Here is a 14,268-nt window from a genome sequence, read left to right on the forward strand (position 1 = left end):
AGGCCCCATACCCAATGCAAGATCCAGAGCGGTTACAAGTCTGAAACAGTGGCACGAACGTACCTTAATGTCGCATCTTTGTAACTTCTGACGCATTTGACCGTTTGCGCAGGCTTTTTTGGGGCGAAACGCGCTCCTTGGCGGTGCGGCGCGAGGCCGCGACGCACCGCCATGGGGCGGGTTTTACTTGTTCAAACCCACGCCGTAGAAGGGTGTGAGGCCAAATGGGCTGAGTTTGAAATCCACCACTTCCTTGCGTATCGGCTGGAACACCGTTGAGTTGGCAATGGGCGTGATGGGCACCTGCTGCTTGAGGATTTTCTGCGCCTGCTGGTACAGCTCGATCCGTTTTTGCCGGTCGGTCGCGACTTTGGCTTGCTGGACCAACCGGTCGTAGGCCGGGTCGCACCACTTGGCGTAGTTGCTGCCCTTGACCGCCGCGCAGCTATAAAGCACGCCGAGCCAGTTGTCCGGGTCGCCGTTGTCGCCGGTCCAGCCGTAGATCATCGCGTCGTGTTCGCCGTTCTTGGCGCGCTTGATGTACTCGCCCCATTCGTAGCTGACGATGTTGGCCTTGATGCCAATCCTGGCCCAATCCTGCTGGATCATTTGCGCCGACATCCGCGCGTTGGGGTTGGAGGCGCGCTGCACCGTCATCGCCCACAAATCAATGGTTGTACCGGGCGCAACCCCGGCTTCCTTAAGGAGCGCCTTGGCCTTGGTCACGTCATGGGGCGCGTCCTGGATCGCCGGGTCGAACGACCACTGGGCCGGCGGCAAGGCGTTCTGCGCCAGCTGCCCGGCGCCTTGGTAAACGGCCTTGATGATCGCCGGTTTATCGATGGCCATGTCCAGCGCCTGGCGGACCTTGAGCTGGTCCAGCGGCGGGTGCGTCACGTTGTAGGCCAGGAAACCGAGATTGAAACCGGGCTGCTTGAGCACCCGCAGGTTCGGGTCTTGCTCCATCACCTCGATGTCGGCCGGGCGCGGATAACCGCTGACCTGGCACTCGCCGCGCTTGAGCTTTTGCAGGCGCACGGCGGCGTCCGGGGTGATGGAAAAAATCAGGTTGTCGAGCTTCACGTCCTCGGGCTTCCAGTACGCGGTGTTGGCGGTGTAGCGGATCTGCGAATCCTTCTGGTAACGCTTGAACACGAACGGCCCGGTGCCGACGGGTTTCTGGTTCAGGTCGCCGGCCTTGCCTTCCTTCAATAATTGCGCGGCGTATTCGGCGGACTGCACCGAGGCAAAACTCATCGCCAGGTTCTGTACGAAAGCCGCATCGACGTTGTTCAGGCTGAAGCGGACGGTGTGCTCGTCGACTTTCTCGACGTTTTTGATCGTGGTGTTCAGGCCCATGTCGGTGAAGTACGGCGATTCGGTGGGGTAGGCCTGGCGAAACGGGTGTTGTGGGTCGAGCAGGCGTTGGAAGGTGAACAGCACGTCGTCGGCGTTGAAGTTGCGGGTGGGGGTGAAGTAGTCGGTGGTGTGAAATTTCACGCCGTCGCGCAGGTGGAAGGTGTAGGCCAGGCCATCGGGCGATACGTCCCAGCTCGTCGCCAATCCGGGTTCGACCTCGGTGCCGCCGCGCTTGAATTGGGTGAGGCGGTTGAAGACGGTTTCGGCCGAGGCGTCGAAGTCGGTACCGCTGGTGTATTGGCTGGGGTCGAAGCCGGCGGGGCTGGCTTCGGAGCAGTAGACCAGGGTGGTGGCGGCCTGGGCCATTGGGGCGCTGCTGATCAAGCTTAGGGCCAGCAGGAGGGGCTTGAAGGTGGTTCTGTCCATGAAATCCCTTGGGGGCGGTGAGGTTTTCAGAAGAGTAGCGTTGCGGGAGGGGGTGTTGGAAATATCGAAAAGTGAGGGGGACTGTTGGGTTTGGGCATAGCCTCTTGGACGAGGCGGCCTGATAGCCGGCCTGGTTCTTCCTGCTGTACTCCGATCAAACTGTGGGAGCGAGCTTGCTCGCGATGGCGGCCTTCCAGTCGGGTACATATCCATTGCTGCGGTAACGGCTACTTAGGGTTCCGCCCTTACGGCGGGTCACTTTTGGAAGAGCCGGGAGCTGGACCAGCCAAAAGTAACCAAAAGCGCTTTGCCCCACCACTCGGCACCTCGCTTAGCTCGGTGTGCCCTCACTCCGGCATTGCTCCGTGGGCCCGCCGCGATGGGCCATCCATGGCCCTGCGCGGCTATCCCGGCATCCATGCCGGGATGCCCACTCCACAATGCCTGCGTTCGGCCATCGTGGTTAACGGGGCCCTCAGATCAAAAGCCGGGCCGAGGCGGCCTTATAGCCGACCTGGCTCTTGCGGTCGTGCACCCTTCAAATCTGTGGGAGCAAAGCTTGCTCGCGAGGCGGCCTGGTAGCCGACCTGGCTCTCCCGGTCATATCCCAATCCATTGTGGGAGCGAGCCTGCTCGCGAAGGCGGCTTAGTAGCCGGCCTATCTCTCACGAATGTACCCGATCAGTTGTGTGTGGGTTTGTTCGCGAAGGTGGCCTGAAAGCCCAGGTATGAAGGCTGGTCATTTCATGCCTAAGAAAAATATTTTGACTTTTCAAGGCGGCCGAATCTTTCGCTGTCCACATTCCATAAAACGTGGACAGTTCTCTCGTGCTGTTTTTGGAGATGTCAAAACTATTGTGCGACTCCGTTCTGAGAAGACCCCAGCAGAGGTCGAAGCAATATGTCTATGTCCCGCCGACCACCAAACCCGTGGCGAGGGAGCTTGCTCCCGCTGGGGCGCGAAGCGGCCCCAACAGCAGCGACTGCATTCATCTGACGTACCGAGGTGTCAGGTTTGGGGCTGCTGCGCAGCCCAGCGGGAGCAAGCTCCCTCGCCACGGGGTTGCTGCGCCAGGAGGTGTGATGAGTCATTCATTTTTGTCGGAAGGATCATCGGTCCTGAAACGAAACATCCCACAGCTTTTTAGGGTTGCCGGTCGGAAGTGGGGGCTCTAACCTTTGAACGTCGCTGCCAAAGCAGCGATCGGGTGTGGAAACCTGAATTAGTAGGGCATGGCTGAACATCGTGTTGCCGACGTCTCGTTTCGTCTGCAAACTGCGTCCTGGCGGCTGTGCGTGGGCAGACTTCGGTCTGGCCGGGTCCTGCTTACCGGTATTTCCACCCCGCGTACCGCTGCCACCTATTGTCGCGTGGAAACGACACAGGGATGGCTCCAACTTTTTAAGCAGGAGCATTGAATATGGATAAGTCAGTCCCCGATCCCCCCTTCAACAGAACAAACCCCCTAGCAGAATTCGACGCCATCGAAGACCTGCTAAAAGACCGAGCCGCCGCCGATCGGGCCCTCGATCATTACCTCAATCCGAAGCCTTCAAAGCCCAGTACCGATCCACGCATCGATAGCCTGTTCTCCGTTACCGCCAAGGCCGACACCGATACGCTGTTGACCAGCACTTCCGAAACCCTAGCCTCGATCAAGACCATGGCCGAGGACCTGGCGTTTGAAGTGGAGGGCACGCGGCGCAGTGTGGCGTTGGGAATTCATCAGTTGGTGGAGTTGTGCCAGTTGCTGGTGGACAAGGCGTTGGATCAGCTTGAAGCGCCGGCGAGCCCAGCACCTTGAGAGCCGCTGTACAGGCATACACCTGACAGATCTGACAGTAGCGACGCTGTGCGCCTGGAGGTAGGTTGGATCCAGGCGCGCTCCTCTTCTGTAGCGATGCCGTTATTACTTTATTCATTGGAAGAGGTGTAATCATGGCCGCTAAAGAAATTCGCATATCTATCGAAGACCTGGATCGTGATAGTAGCCCAGAGGTCCTGTTCGAGTTCTACAGCGGGAAAGAGCTGGATTTTTCCACCTCTGTGTCCTCCTCTCTGAAGAACGGCCGCTACGACAAGGTGGACGTAAAAGGAGATGCCGACGGGGATGGCGATTTTGATGCGCAGGATGATGAGTTGTTCATCCAGCTCGCTAAAGCGGCCGTTGCCTTGCTGAAATAAGATGTATGGACCGTGTCGCCAGGCTAAAGGGGCCTCCCCTAACAGGCGGATCAATTGCAATCAGTGCGATTGACCCGCTGCCTTGGATGGTTACTGCATCAACACCTCAACCACCCCATCCGCGGTCATTGTCACTTTGCTGGTGCCCGCTTCTACCTCAGGCGTGACCGACTCCGCATCCATAGAAGCCGCTTTCATCATCATTTGCGGGCGCATGTACGGTTGTGGATAACCGTTGGTGTTGAAGTTCAGGTTGACGATCTTGTAGCCCTTGCCGCCGAGGGCTTCGGTGGCGAGTTGGGCGCGCGCCTTGAAGGCGTTGACGGCGTCCTTGAGCAGGGCGTCTTCGCTGGTCTGGCGAGTGGCGGTGGCGATGGCGAAGTCCATGCCGCCCATTTTCATGTCGCTGAGCAATTCGCCGGTGAGTTTGGACAGGGCGGCGAAGTCGGCGCTTTCCAGGCGCAGTTCGGCGCGTTCGCGCCAGCCGGTGATTTTCCCGCCTTTGTTGTCGTAGATCGGGTAGCTGTTGCGGCTGCCCTGGCTCAGGTTGATGCCCTTGACCTGTTTGGCCTGGCCTATGGCTTTATTCAGGGTGGTGCTGACGGCGGCGGCGAGCTTGGCCGGGTCGGTGTTCTGTTCCTCGGTGTAGAGGGTGACGATCATCAGGTCGCGGGCCACTTCCTGGCTGGCTTCGGCGCGCAGGGAGATCTGGTTGTAATGAAGCTCGTCGGCGGCCAGGGCCGGCAGGCTGGCGACGGTGCCGAGGCTGAGGGCGAGCAGGGCGGCGGGGCGACTGAACGTGTGCATGAAAGCTCCTTGGGATGATGCGCAGGGGTGTAGGTTCCGGGCCTGCGTGAACGATAAGACTCTAGCGTTTATGGTGCGGTTCGCACAGTTACAACTTCTATACAGATCAGCTCGGTGAAGGGCTTTCTGTGGCGAGGGGATTTATCCCCGCTGGACTGCGTAGCAGTCCCAGAATTGCCATGCCCCAGCTCGGCGTGGTGCCTGACCTTTTTGGGGGCCGCTTCGCGCCCCAGCGGGGATAAATCCCCTCGCCACAATGGTTGGTGTGCCATTTCGGGGCTGTGGCGCTTTGCCGCATATCTGCCTCTGCCCGCCGTGCGTTGGTTATACTCCGTGCGATCCGCCTGGAGCGCTCATCAGGAGAGCTCATGCTCGCCCCTTTGCAAATGACTTCCGCTTCTCGCCAGAACCTCTGGCGCCTGACGTTTATCCGCATTCTGGTCCTCGCGGCCCAGGCCGGCTCCGTGGGGCTTGCCTATTGGTTCGACCTGCTGCCGCTGCCCTGGCTGCAATTGGCGATTACCCTGGTTTTCTCCAGCGTACTCTGCGCGTTGACGGCGATTCGCCTGCGCACCTCATGGCCAGTGACCGAACTTGAATACGCCGTGCAACTGGCCTGCGACCTGTTTATCCACAGCGCGCTGCTGTATTTCTCCGGTGGCTCCACCAACCCCTTCGTCTCTTATTACCTGGTGCCGCTGACCATCGCCGCCGTGACGTTGCCGTGGCGGTTTTCGCTGATCCTGTCTGGCATCGCCCTGGCGCTGTACACCTTGTTGCTGGCGCGGTTCTATCCGCTGGAAACCTTCCCCATCGCCCGGGAAAACCTGCAGATCTACGGCATGTGGTTGAGCTTCGCCCTGGCCGCGGCGGTCATCACCTTCTTCGCCGCGCGCATGGCCGAGGAGCTGCGCCGCCAGGAAGAGTTGCGCGCCATTCGCCGCGAAGAAGGCCTGCGGGACGAGCAACTGCTGGCCGTGGCGACCCAGGCTGCCGGCGCCGCCCACGAGTTGGGCACACCGCTGGCGACCATGAGCGTGCTGCTCAAGGAAATGCGCCAGGATCACAAAGACCCGGCGTTGCAGGAAGACCTCAGCGTGCTGCAGGACCAGGTCAAGCTCTGCAAGGAGACCCTGCAATACCTGGTACGCGCCGCCGAGGCCAATCGCCGGTTGGACATCGACATGCAGGCGGTCACGTTCTGGCTCGACGATGCCCTGAACCGCTGGCACCTGATGCGCCCCGAAGCCAGTTACCGCTTCCAGTGCCTGGGCAAGGGCACGGTGCCGCGCATGGCGCCGCCGCCGGACTTGACCCAAGCGCTGCTGAATCTGCTGAACAATGCCGCCGACGCCTGCCCCGAAGGCTTGGAAGTGGTATTGGACTGGGATGCCTATGAACTGACGATCTGCATCCGCGACCACGGCGCCGGTGTGCCGCTGGCGATTGCCGAGCAGATTGGCAAACCGTTTTTCACCACCAAGGGCAAAGGTTTCGGCCTGGGCCTGTTTTTGAGCAAGGCCAGCGTGACACGCGCCGGCGGCTCGGTGAAACTCTACCCCCATGAGGAAGGCGGCACGCTCACCGAGCTGCGCCTGCCCCATGCCGACCGAGGAGACGAATATGAGTGACGAGATCCAAGTCGACGGCGAAGAACTGCCGCACCTGCTGCTGGTGGATGACGACGCCACCTTCACCCGCGTCATGGCCCGCGCCATGTCCCGCCGCGGCTTTCGGGTCAGCACCGCCGGCTCCGCCGAAGAGGGCCTGACCATCGCCCAGGCCGACCTGCCGGACTACGCCGCCCTCGACCTGAAGATGGACGGCGATTCGGGCCTTGTGCTGCTGCCCAAGCTGCTGGAGCTGGACCCGGAAATGCGCGTGGTGATCCTCACCGGTTATTCGAGCATCGCCACCGCGGTCGAAGCCATCAAGCGCGGTGCCTGCAATTACCTGTGCAAACCGGCGGATGCCGATGACGTGCTGGCGGCGCTGCTGTCCGAACACGCCGACCTCGACACCTTGGTGCCGGAAAACCCCATGTCGGTGGATCGCCTGCAATGGGAGCACATCCAGCGCGTGCTGACCGAGCACGAAGGCAACATCTCCGCCACGGCCCGCGCCTTGGGCATGCACCGGCGGACCTTGCAGCGCAAATTGCAAAAGCGTCCGGTACGTCGCTGAACCTGCGCTGAACAGATGTTGTCCACCCCCGCGACACATCGGGCCGTTGCTCTATATGATCGGCCCGAGTCTGTTCTTTTCTTTATAGAGCCTTAACCATGAATCAGAACGCTGAATATTCCGCGGTCAATGACGCGGTGCGCGGCCAGTTTTTCCGCCGTGTCTGGCAAATGACCACGCCATACTGGCGCAGTGAGGAGAAGGGCAAGGCCTGGACGCTGTTGATCGCCGTGATCGCGCTGTCGCTGTTCAGCGTGGCGATTTCGGTGTGGATCAACAGTTGGTACAGGGATTTCTACAACGCCCTTCAAGAGAAGGACACCGCGGCTTTCTGGCGGTTGATCCTGTATTTCTGCGGCATCGCGGCGGTGGCGATCCTCGGCGCGGTGTACCGTTTGTACCTCACGCAGATGCTTACCATCCGCTGGCGGGCCTGGCTCACCGAGCAGCACTTCGCCCGTTGGCTCGCTGACAAGAATTACTATCGGCTGGAGCAGGGCGGCTACACCGATAACCCGGACCAGCGGATTTCCGAGGACCTCAACAGTTTTACCACCAACACCCTGAGCCTGGGCTTGGGGTTGCTGCGTACCGTGGTCAGCCTGGTGTCGTTCTCGGTCATCTTGTGGGGCGTTTCCGGCAGTATCGAAGTGTTCGGCTACACCATTCCTGGCTATATGTTCTGGTGCGCGCTGGTATACGCGGCGGTCGGCAGTTGGCTGACGCACCTGATCGGCCGTCGCCTGATCGGCCTGAACAACAACCAGCAACGCTTCGAAGCCGACCTGCGTTTCTCCATGGTGCGGGTGCGCGAGAATGCCGAGAGCATTGCGTTGTATGGGGGCGAGCCCAACGAGAATCGTCGCTTGAGCGGGCGCTTCGGCCTGGTCTGGCACAACTTCTGGGACATCATGCGGGTGTCCAAGCGCCTGACGTTCTTCACCTCCGGTTATGGCCAGATCGCGATCATCTTCCCGTTCATCGTCGCCGCCCCGCGTTATTTCGCCGGCAAGATCCAGCTGGGCGAGCTCATGCAGATCAACTCGGCGTTCGGTAACGTGCAGGAGAATTTCAGTTGGTTCATCACCGCTTACGCCGACCTTGCCGCGTGGCGGGCCACCTGTGATCGCTTGTTGAGTTTCCGTCAGGCAATGAGTGACAACGAAGACCGCGTGCCGGCCATCGATGTGCAGAACCAGGGTAATGAGCTGAACGTACGCAACCTCGGGCTGGACCTGAGCGATGGTCGCCATTTGCTGACCCACGCCGAACTGAATGTCGAGCCGGGCGAGCGGGTTATGCTCAGCGGTCGTTCCGGCAGCGGCAAGTCCACGTTGTTGCGGGCGATGGGGCATTTGTGGCCCACCGGGCATGGCAGCATTCTGTTGCCGTCGGCCCGTTATCTGTTCCTGCCGCAAAAGCCCTATTTGCCGATCGGCAGCCTGCGCGAAGTGCTGAGTTATCCACAAGCCGGCGACGTCTACCCCAACGAGCGTTATGCACAGGTCCTGGAAACCTGTCGCCTGCCGCACTTGGTTTCGCGGTTGGACGAAAGCAATCATTGGCAGCGCATGCTCTCGCCCGGCGAGCAGCAACGCCTGGCCTTTGCCCGCGCATTGCTTTACGCGCCGTTATGGTTGTACATGGACGAAGCCACGTCGGCCATGGATGAAGAGGACGAGGCGACGCTGTACCAGGCCTTGATCGACCAGTTGCCGGGCCTGAGCATTGTCAGCGTCGGCCATCGAAGCAGTTTGAAACGTTTCCATCCGCGACACGTGCGTATCGAAAATGGCCAACTGGTGGAGCAGGCGGTGACCGCCTGATTGTCATTGTCGAACGCTGTTGTGGCGAGGGGATTTATCCCCGCTGGGCGCGAAGCGCCCCTTTCAAATCAACGGTCCTCGATATTGAGTCTGCCAATAGATCAAGGGGGCTGCTACGCAGCCCAGCGGGGATAAATCCCCTCGCCACAACGATGCATGGCGGTAACCTTTGACAAGGCCCACCGGTGAGCACGGTGATCGTACAACCACGTTGCGCTATGATGCACACTTAGCCGCTTGCCAAATATAGAGACACACCATGGAAAACCCGATCAACGTCCCACGCCTTCCCCGCAAGCGCCGCAGCCTGGCGCAGGAGCTGGTGACGGTCCTGACCGAGCAGATTCGCGACGGCCTGCTCAAGCGTGGCGATAAATTGCCCACCGAGTCGGCGATCATGGAAGCCCATGGCGTCAGCCGCACGGTGGTGCGCGAGGCAATTTCCCGGTTGCAGGCGGCCGGCCAGGTGGAAACCCGTCACGGCATCGGCACTTTCGTGCTGGACACGCCCAGCCCGAGCGGCTTTCGCATCGACCCGGCCACGGTGGTCACCTTGCGTGATGTACTGGCGATCTTGGAATTGCGCATCAGCCTGGAGGTCGAATCCGCCGGGCTGGCGGCGCAGCGCCGCAGCGATGAGCAACTGGCGGCGATGCGGGCGGCCCTTGATGCCTTGAACGAAAGCGCGGCCCACGCCAGCGACGCGGTGGCCTCGGACTTCGCCTTCCACCTGGAAATCGCCCTGTCCACCGGCAACCGCTACTTCACCGACATCATGACCCACCTGGGCACCAGCATCATCCCGCGTACCCGGCTGAACTCGGCGCGCCTGGCCCATGACGACCACCAGCACTACATGGACCGCCTGAGCCGCGAGCACGAGGAAATCTACGAGGCCATTGCTCGCCAGGATTCCGACGCCGCCCGTGCGGCCATGCGTCTGCACCTGACCAACAGCCGCGAGCGGTTGCGCCAGGCCCATGAAGAGGCGCAGGCGCAGGGCTAGCGTCTTTCGGTTGAAATGAGGCGAGTCATTGCTTCTGTGGCGAGGGGATTTATCCCCGTTGGGCTGCGAAGCAGCCCCACACAGACGCCTTTGTGTGTGGGATCGGATTGAGTTACCGCCTTAGGGGGTTGCTGCGCAACCCAGCGGGGATAAATCCCCTCGCCACAGAATGTCCCTCCCTGTGAGGCCGCGCTGATCGCAGCGTAAGGCGACTCAATAAAGATTGTGAAGGAACTACAGCCGTGCGCAGCACCGCCGTGCCTGGGGCTGTGTCCCCACGCTGCAACGGTGCCTATTGGCAGAGTTAACAGGGTCGACGAGCCGTCCTGGAGCCCCGGCGGCAATTTCCATTCGTCTTCCAATCTCGTCCTAAGTCCCGATTTAGAAGGCTTCACGCCAACAACCCTGGCCCGCCTCCCCAACAAAAGACGAAATGCAGTTGACGTTCACATTTTAAGTTGTACGATGACCTACAACTTCACATGAAGCTGAACCGTTTCCTACAACACAACATTTGCGTCCAGGGTGTTCGAATAATGAATCCACAAGAACTGAAGTCCATCCTCTCGTCTGGCCTGCTGTCGTTCCCGGTCACCGATTTCACTGCCAATGGCGATTTCAATCGCGACAGCTACATCAAGCGTCTCGAGTGGCTGGCCCCGTATGGCGCCTCTGCATTGTTCGCAGCGGGCGGCACCGGTGAATTCTTCTCCCTGGCCGCCAGCGAGTATTCGCAAGTCATCAAGACTGCCGTCGATACCTGCGCCACCAGCGTGCCAATCCTCGCCGGTGTCGGTGGTGCGACCCGCCAGGCCATCGAATACGCTCAGGAAGCCGAGCGCTTGGGCGCCAAGGGCCTGTTGCTGCTGCCGCACTACCTGACCGAAGCCAGCCAGGACGGCGTTGCCGCCCACGTTGAAGCCGTGTGCAAATCGGTGAAGATCGGCGTGGTGGTGTACAACCGCAACGTCTGCCGCCTGAACGCCACTCAGTTGGAGCAACTGGCCGAGCGCTGCCCGAACCTGATCGGCTACAAGGACGGCCTGGGCGATATCGAACTGATGGTGTCGATCCGTCGTCGCCTCGGCGATCGTTTCAGCTACCTGGGCGGCTTGCCGACCGCTGAAGTCTACGCCGCGGCCTACAAGGCCCTGGGCGTGCCGGTCTACTCCTCGGCGGTGTTCAACTTCATCCCGAAAACCGCGATGGACTTCTACCACGCCATTGCCCGCGACGATCACGAGACCGTTGGCAAGATCATCGACGACTTCTTCCTGCCATACCTGGACATCCGCAACCGCAAGGCCGGTTACGCAGTGAGCATCGTCAAGGCTGGCGCGAAGATCGTTGGCTATGACGCAGGTCCTGTGCGCACGCCGTTGACCGATCTGCTGCCAGAAGAATACGAAGCCCTGGCCGCGCTGATCGACAAGCAAGGCAAGCAGTAACAGACCCGACAAGGCCGCTGAGCAATCAGCGGCTTTTTGCGTAAGGCTCGATCGTTCCCGCGCACGCGTGGGGACGCAGCCAGGGACGCCCTGCGTTCCTAGACAGCTTTTGTGAGAGGAGAAGCTCCGTGGCAGATGCAAAGCGTTTCGATAACTACATCAACGGTCAGTGGGTGGCCGGTGCCGACTATTGCACCAACATCAACCCGTCTGACTTGTCCGATGTCATCGGTGAATACGCCAAGGCTGACGCAGCGCAAGTCAACGCCGCCATCGAAGCCGCCCGCGCCGCGTTCCCGGCCTGGTCGACCTCGGGCATCCAGGCGCGTCACGATGCGCTGGACAAAGTCGGCACCGAGATCCTCGCCCGCCGCGAAGAACTCGGCCAACTGCTGGCCCGGGAGGAGGGCAAGACCCTGCCCGAAGCCATCGGCGAAGTGACCCGCGCCGGCAACATTTTCAAATTCTTCGCCGGTGAATGCCTGCGCCTGTCGGGCGATTACGTACCGTCGGTGCGCCCGGGCGTCAACGTCGAAGTGACCCGTGAAGCCCTCGGCGTGGTCGGCCTGATCACCCCGTGGAACTTCCCGATCGCCATCCCAGCCTGGAAAATAGCTCCGGCCCTGGCGTACGGCAACTGCGTGGTGATCAAGCCGGCCGAGCTGGTACCGGGCTGCGCCTGGGCGCTGGCCGAGATCATTTCCCGCGCCGGTTTCCCAGCCGGTGCGTTCAACCTGGTGATGGGCAGCGGCCGCGTGGTCGGTGAAGTCCTGGTCAACAGCCCTAAAGTCGACGGCATCAGTTTCACCGGTTCCGTGGGCGTGGGCCGGCAGATCGCGGTCAACTGCGTGTCGCGCCAGGCCAAGGTCCAATTGGAGATGGGCGGCAAGAACCCGCAGATCATCCTCGACGACGCCGACCTCAAGCAGGCCGTCGAACTGGCGGTGCAGAGCGCGTTCTACTCCACCGGCCAGCGTTGCACGGCTTCCAGTCGCCTGATCGTCACCGCCGGCATCCACGACAAGTTCGTCGCGGCCATGGCCGAGCGCATGCAGTCGATCAAGGTCGGCCATGCGTTGAAGGCCGGTACTGACATTGGCCCGGTCGTTTCCGAAGCCCAGCTCAACCAGGACTTGAAGTACATCGACATCGGCCAGAGCGAAGGTGCGCGGTTGGTCAGCGGTGGTGGCGTGGTGACTTGCGATACCGAAGGTTACTTCCTGGCGCCGACGCTGTTCGCCGACAGCGAAGCCTCGATGCGCATCAGCCGCGAAGAGATCTTCGGCCCGGTGGCCAACGTCGTGCGCGTGGCTGACTACGAGGCGGCGCTGGCGATGGCCAACGACACCGAGTTCGGTCTGTCGGCCGGTATCGCCACCACCTCGCTGAAGTATGCCAACCACTTCAAGCGCCATTCCCAGGCGGGCATGGTGATGGTCAACCTGCCGACCGCCGGCGTGGATTACCACGTGCCGTTCGGTGGGCGCAAAGGTTCGTCCTATGGTTCGCGTGAGCAAGGTCGCTACGCGCAAGAGTTCTACACCGTGGTGAAGACCGCTTACATCGGCTCGTAAACGCAACACCGGCCGGGTTGGATTTCCAGCCCGGCCGTACAATCTGCTGACCCGCATAAAAATAAATAGTGGGAGTACCTCTACATGCAAGCGACCAAGCCGACTCACGTCCGCTATTTGATCCTGCTCATGCTGTTCCTGGTGACAACGATCAACTATGCCGACCGAGCCACCATTGCCATCGCAGGCTCCAGCCTGCAAAAAGACCTCGGCATCGATGCCGTCACCCTCGGTTATATCTTCTCCGCCTTCGGCTGGGCCTACGTGGCCGGGCAGATTCCCGGCGGCTGGCTGCTCGATCGTTTCGGGTCGAAAAAAATCTATGCCTTGAGCATTTTCACCTGGTCGCTGTTCACCGTGCTGCAGGGCTATGTCGGTGAGTTCGGCATGTCCACGGCCGTGGTTGCGCTGTTCATGCTGCGCTTTCTGGTCGGGCTGGCCGAAGCGCCGTCCTTCCCGGGCAACGCACGGATCGTCGCCGCCTGGTTTCCGACCGCGGAGCGCGGCACCGCCTCGGCGATCTTCAACTCGGCGCAGTATTTCGCCACCGTGTTGTTCGCACCGCTGATGGGCTGGATCGTCTACCGCTTCGGCTGGCAGCACGTGTTCATCGTGATGGGCGTGATCGGCATCGTGTTCTCGCTGATCTGGTTGAAAGTGATCTACGGTCCGCGTCAGCACCCGATGATCAACGAGGCCGAGTTCAATCACATCGCCGCCAACGGCGCGATGGTCGATATGGACCAGGACAAGGGCAAGGAAAAGAAAGCCGACGGTCCGAAGTGGGATTACATCCGTCAACTGCTGACCAACCGCATGATGCTCGGCGTGTACCTGGGCCAGTACTGCATCAACGGCATCACGTACTTCTTCCTGACCTGGTTCCCGGTGTACCTGGTGCAGGAACGCGGCATGACCATCCTCAAGGCCGGTTTCATCGCGTCCTTGCCGGCGATCTGCGGTTTCATCGGCGGCGTGCTGGGCGGGGTGATTTCCGACTACCTGCTGCGCAAGGGCCACTCGCTGACCTTCGCTCGCAAGACGCCGATCATCGCCGGCCTGCTGGTGTCCAGCAGCATCGTGGCGTGCAACTACGTCGACGTCGAATGGATGGTGGTGGGCTTCATGGCCCTGGCCTTCTTCGGTAAAGGCGTCGGCGCACTGGGCTGGGCCGTGGTCTCCGACACGTCGCCAAAACAGATCGCCGGTTTGAGCGGTGGCCTGTTCAACACCTTCGGCAACCTGGCATCGATCACCACGCCAATCGTCATCGGCTACATCATCAGCTCCACCGGTTCGTTCAAATGGGCGCTGGTGTTCGTGGGCTGCAACGCGCTGATGGCGGTGTTCAGCTACCTGGTCATCGTGGGGCCGATCAAACGTGTGGTGCTCAAGGAACCAACGGCCAAGGATGCCGACATCGCCAGCCTGTCTGAAGCCAAGTCCTGAAGGA

General features: G+C 60.9%; 11 protein-coding genes. 9 read left to right on the forward strand and 2 right to left on the reverse strand.

Annotated features, from left to right (window positions below):
• Window positions 1–183: 183 nt before the first annotated feature.
• A complete protein-coding gene (locus JMN22_RS04240; RefSeq protein ID WP_198797774.1) occupies window positions 184–1,785 on the reverse strand; it encodes an ABC transporter substrate-binding protein in 1,602 nt (533 codons plus the stop codon).
• 1,421 nt (window positions 1,786–3,206) lie between these two features.
• Between JMN22_RS04240 and JMN22_RS04245 the strand changes: the two genes are divergently transcribed.
• Together JMN22_RS04245 and JMN22_RS04250 are read left to right on the forward strand one after the other, a co-directional pair.
• The gene (locus JMN22_RS04245; protein ID WP_030139827.1) at window positions 3,207–3,590 is read left to right on the forward strand and encodes a DUF6124 family protein; all 384 of its coding nucleotides are present in this window, start codon (window positions 3,207–3,209) and stop codon (window positions 3,588–3,590) included.
• Between the two features lie 134 nt (window positions 3,591–3,724).
• Entirely contained in the window at window positions 3,725–3,970 is a 246-nt protein-coding gene (locus JMN22_RS04250; protein ID WP_024618924.1) for a hypothetical protein, read from the forward strand.
• 90 nt (window positions 3,971–4,060) lie between these two features.
• Here the strand turns inward: JMN22_RS04250 and JMN22_RS04255 are convergent, their stop codons facing one another.
• The gene (locus JMN22_RS04255) at window positions 4,061–4,777 is read right to left on the reverse strand and encodes an SIMPL domain-containing protein (RefSeq protein WP_030139828.1); all 717 of its coding nucleotides are present in this window, start codon (window positions 4,775–4,777) and stop codon (window positions 4,061–4,063) included.
• 368 nt (window positions 4,778–5,145) lie between these two features.
• Here JMN22_RS04255 and JMN22_RS04260 point away from each other — a divergent pair, with 368 nt between their 5' ends.
• From JMN22_RS04260 to JMN22_RS04290, 7 genes are all read left to right on the forward strand, one after another.
• A complete protein-coding gene (locus JMN22_RS04260; protein ID WP_030139829.1) occupies window positions 5,146–6,408 on the forward strand; it encodes an ATP-binding protein in 1,263 nt (420 codons plus the stop codon).
• Complete coding sequence (locus JMN22_RS04265) at window positions 6,401–6,961, forward strand: response regulator transcription factor (protein ID WP_003177957.1); 561 nt, start codon at window positions 6,401–6,403, stop codon at window positions 6,959–6,961. Before JMN22_RS04260 ends, JMN22_RS04265 begins: the two co-directional genes overlap by 8 nt.
• A gap of 98 nt (window positions 6,962–7,059) precedes the next feature.
• Window positions 7,060–8,787 carry an ABC transporter ATP-binding protein/permease gene (locus JMN22_RS04270; protein ID WP_198797773.1) on the forward strand — a complete coding sequence of 576 codons (1,728 nt, stop codon included), beginning with the start codon at window positions 7,060–7,062 and terminating at the stop codon, window positions 8,785–8,787.
• Window positions 8,788–9,046: 259 nt separating this feature from the next.
• Window positions 9,047–9,793 carry a FadR/GntR family transcriptional regulator gene (locus JMN22_RS04275; RefSeq protein WP_030139831.1) on the forward strand — a complete coding sequence of 249 codons (747 nt, stop codon included), beginning with the start codon at window positions 9,047–9,049 and terminating at the stop codon, window positions 9,791–9,793.
• A 536-nt stretch (window positions 9,794–10,329) separates the two neighbouring features.
• Window positions 10,330–11,241 (forward strand): 5-dehydro-4-deoxyglucarate dehydratase, encoded by a 912-nt coding sequence (gene kdgD, locus JMN22_RS04280; RefSeq protein WP_030139832.1) that lies wholly within the window; start codon window positions 10,330–10,332, stop codon window positions 11,239–11,241.
• Window positions 11,242–11,369: 128 nt separating this feature from the next.
• Complete coding sequence (locus tag JMN22_RS04285; RefSeq protein ID WP_198797772.1) at window positions 11,370–12,815, forward strand: aldehyde dehydrogenase family protein; 1,446 nt, start codon at window positions 11,370–11,372, stop codon at window positions 12,813–12,815.
• An 84-nt stretch (window positions 12,816–12,899) separates the two neighbouring features.
• Window positions 12,900–14,264 (forward strand): MFS transporter, encoded by a 1,365-nt coding sequence (locus JMN22_RS04290; protein WP_053178197.1) that lies wholly within the window; start codon window positions 12,900–12,902, stop codon window positions 14,262–14,264.
• Window positions 14,265–14,268: the final 4 nt, after the last annotated feature.

Origin of the sequence: Pseudomonas sp. HB05 (genome assembly GCF_016756915.1) — a bacterium.
In the GTDB taxonomy this organism is placed as follows: Bacteria; Pseudomonadota; Gammaproteobacteria; order Pseudomonadales; family Pseudomonadaceae; genus Aquipseudomonas; species Aquipseudomonas alvandae.

Excerpts from the sequence above, each read along its gene's own strand:
- JMN22_RS04240 (WP_198797774.1), bottom strand. The coding sequence starts at position 1,785 with ATGGACAGAACCACCTTCAAGCCCCTCCTGCTGGCCCTAAGCTTGATC.
- JMN22_RS04245 (WP_030139827.1), top strand. The coding sequence starts at position 3,207 with ATGGATAAGTCAGTCCCCGATCCCCCCTTCAACAGAACAAACCCCCTA.
- JMN22_RS04250 (WP_024618924.1), top strand. The coding sequence starts at position 3,725 with ATGGCCGCTAAAGAAATTCGCATATCTATCGAAGACCTGGATCGTGAT.
- JMN22_RS04255 (WP_030139828.1), bottom strand. The coding sequence starts at position 4,777 with ATGCACACGTTCAGTCGCCCCGCCGCCCTGCTCGCCCTCAGCCTCGGC.
- JMN22_RS04260 (WP_030139829.1), top strand. The coding sequence starts at position 5,146 with ATGCTCGCCCCTTTGCAAATGACTTCCGCTTCTCGCCAGAACCTCTGG.
- JMN22_RS04265 (WP_003177957.1), top strand. The coding sequence starts at position 6,401 with ATGAGTGACGAGATCCAAGTCGACGGCGAAGAACTGCCGCACCTGCTG.
- JMN22_RS04270 (WP_198797773.1), top strand. The coding sequence starts at position 7,060 with ATGAATCAGAACGCTGAATATTCCGCGGTCAATGACGCGGTGCGCGGC.
- JMN22_RS04275 (WP_030139831.1), top strand. The coding sequence starts at position 9,047 with ATGGAAAACCCGATCAACGTCCCACGCCTTCCCCGCAAGCGCCGCAGC.
- kdgD (WP_030139832.1), top strand. The coding sequence starts at position 10,330 with ATGAATCCACAAGAACTGAAGTCCATCCTCTCGTCTGGCCTGCTGTCG.
- JMN22_RS04290 (WP_053178197.1), top strand. The coding sequence starts at position 12,900 with ATGCAAGCGACCAAGCCGACTCACGTCCGCTATTTGATCCTGCTCATG.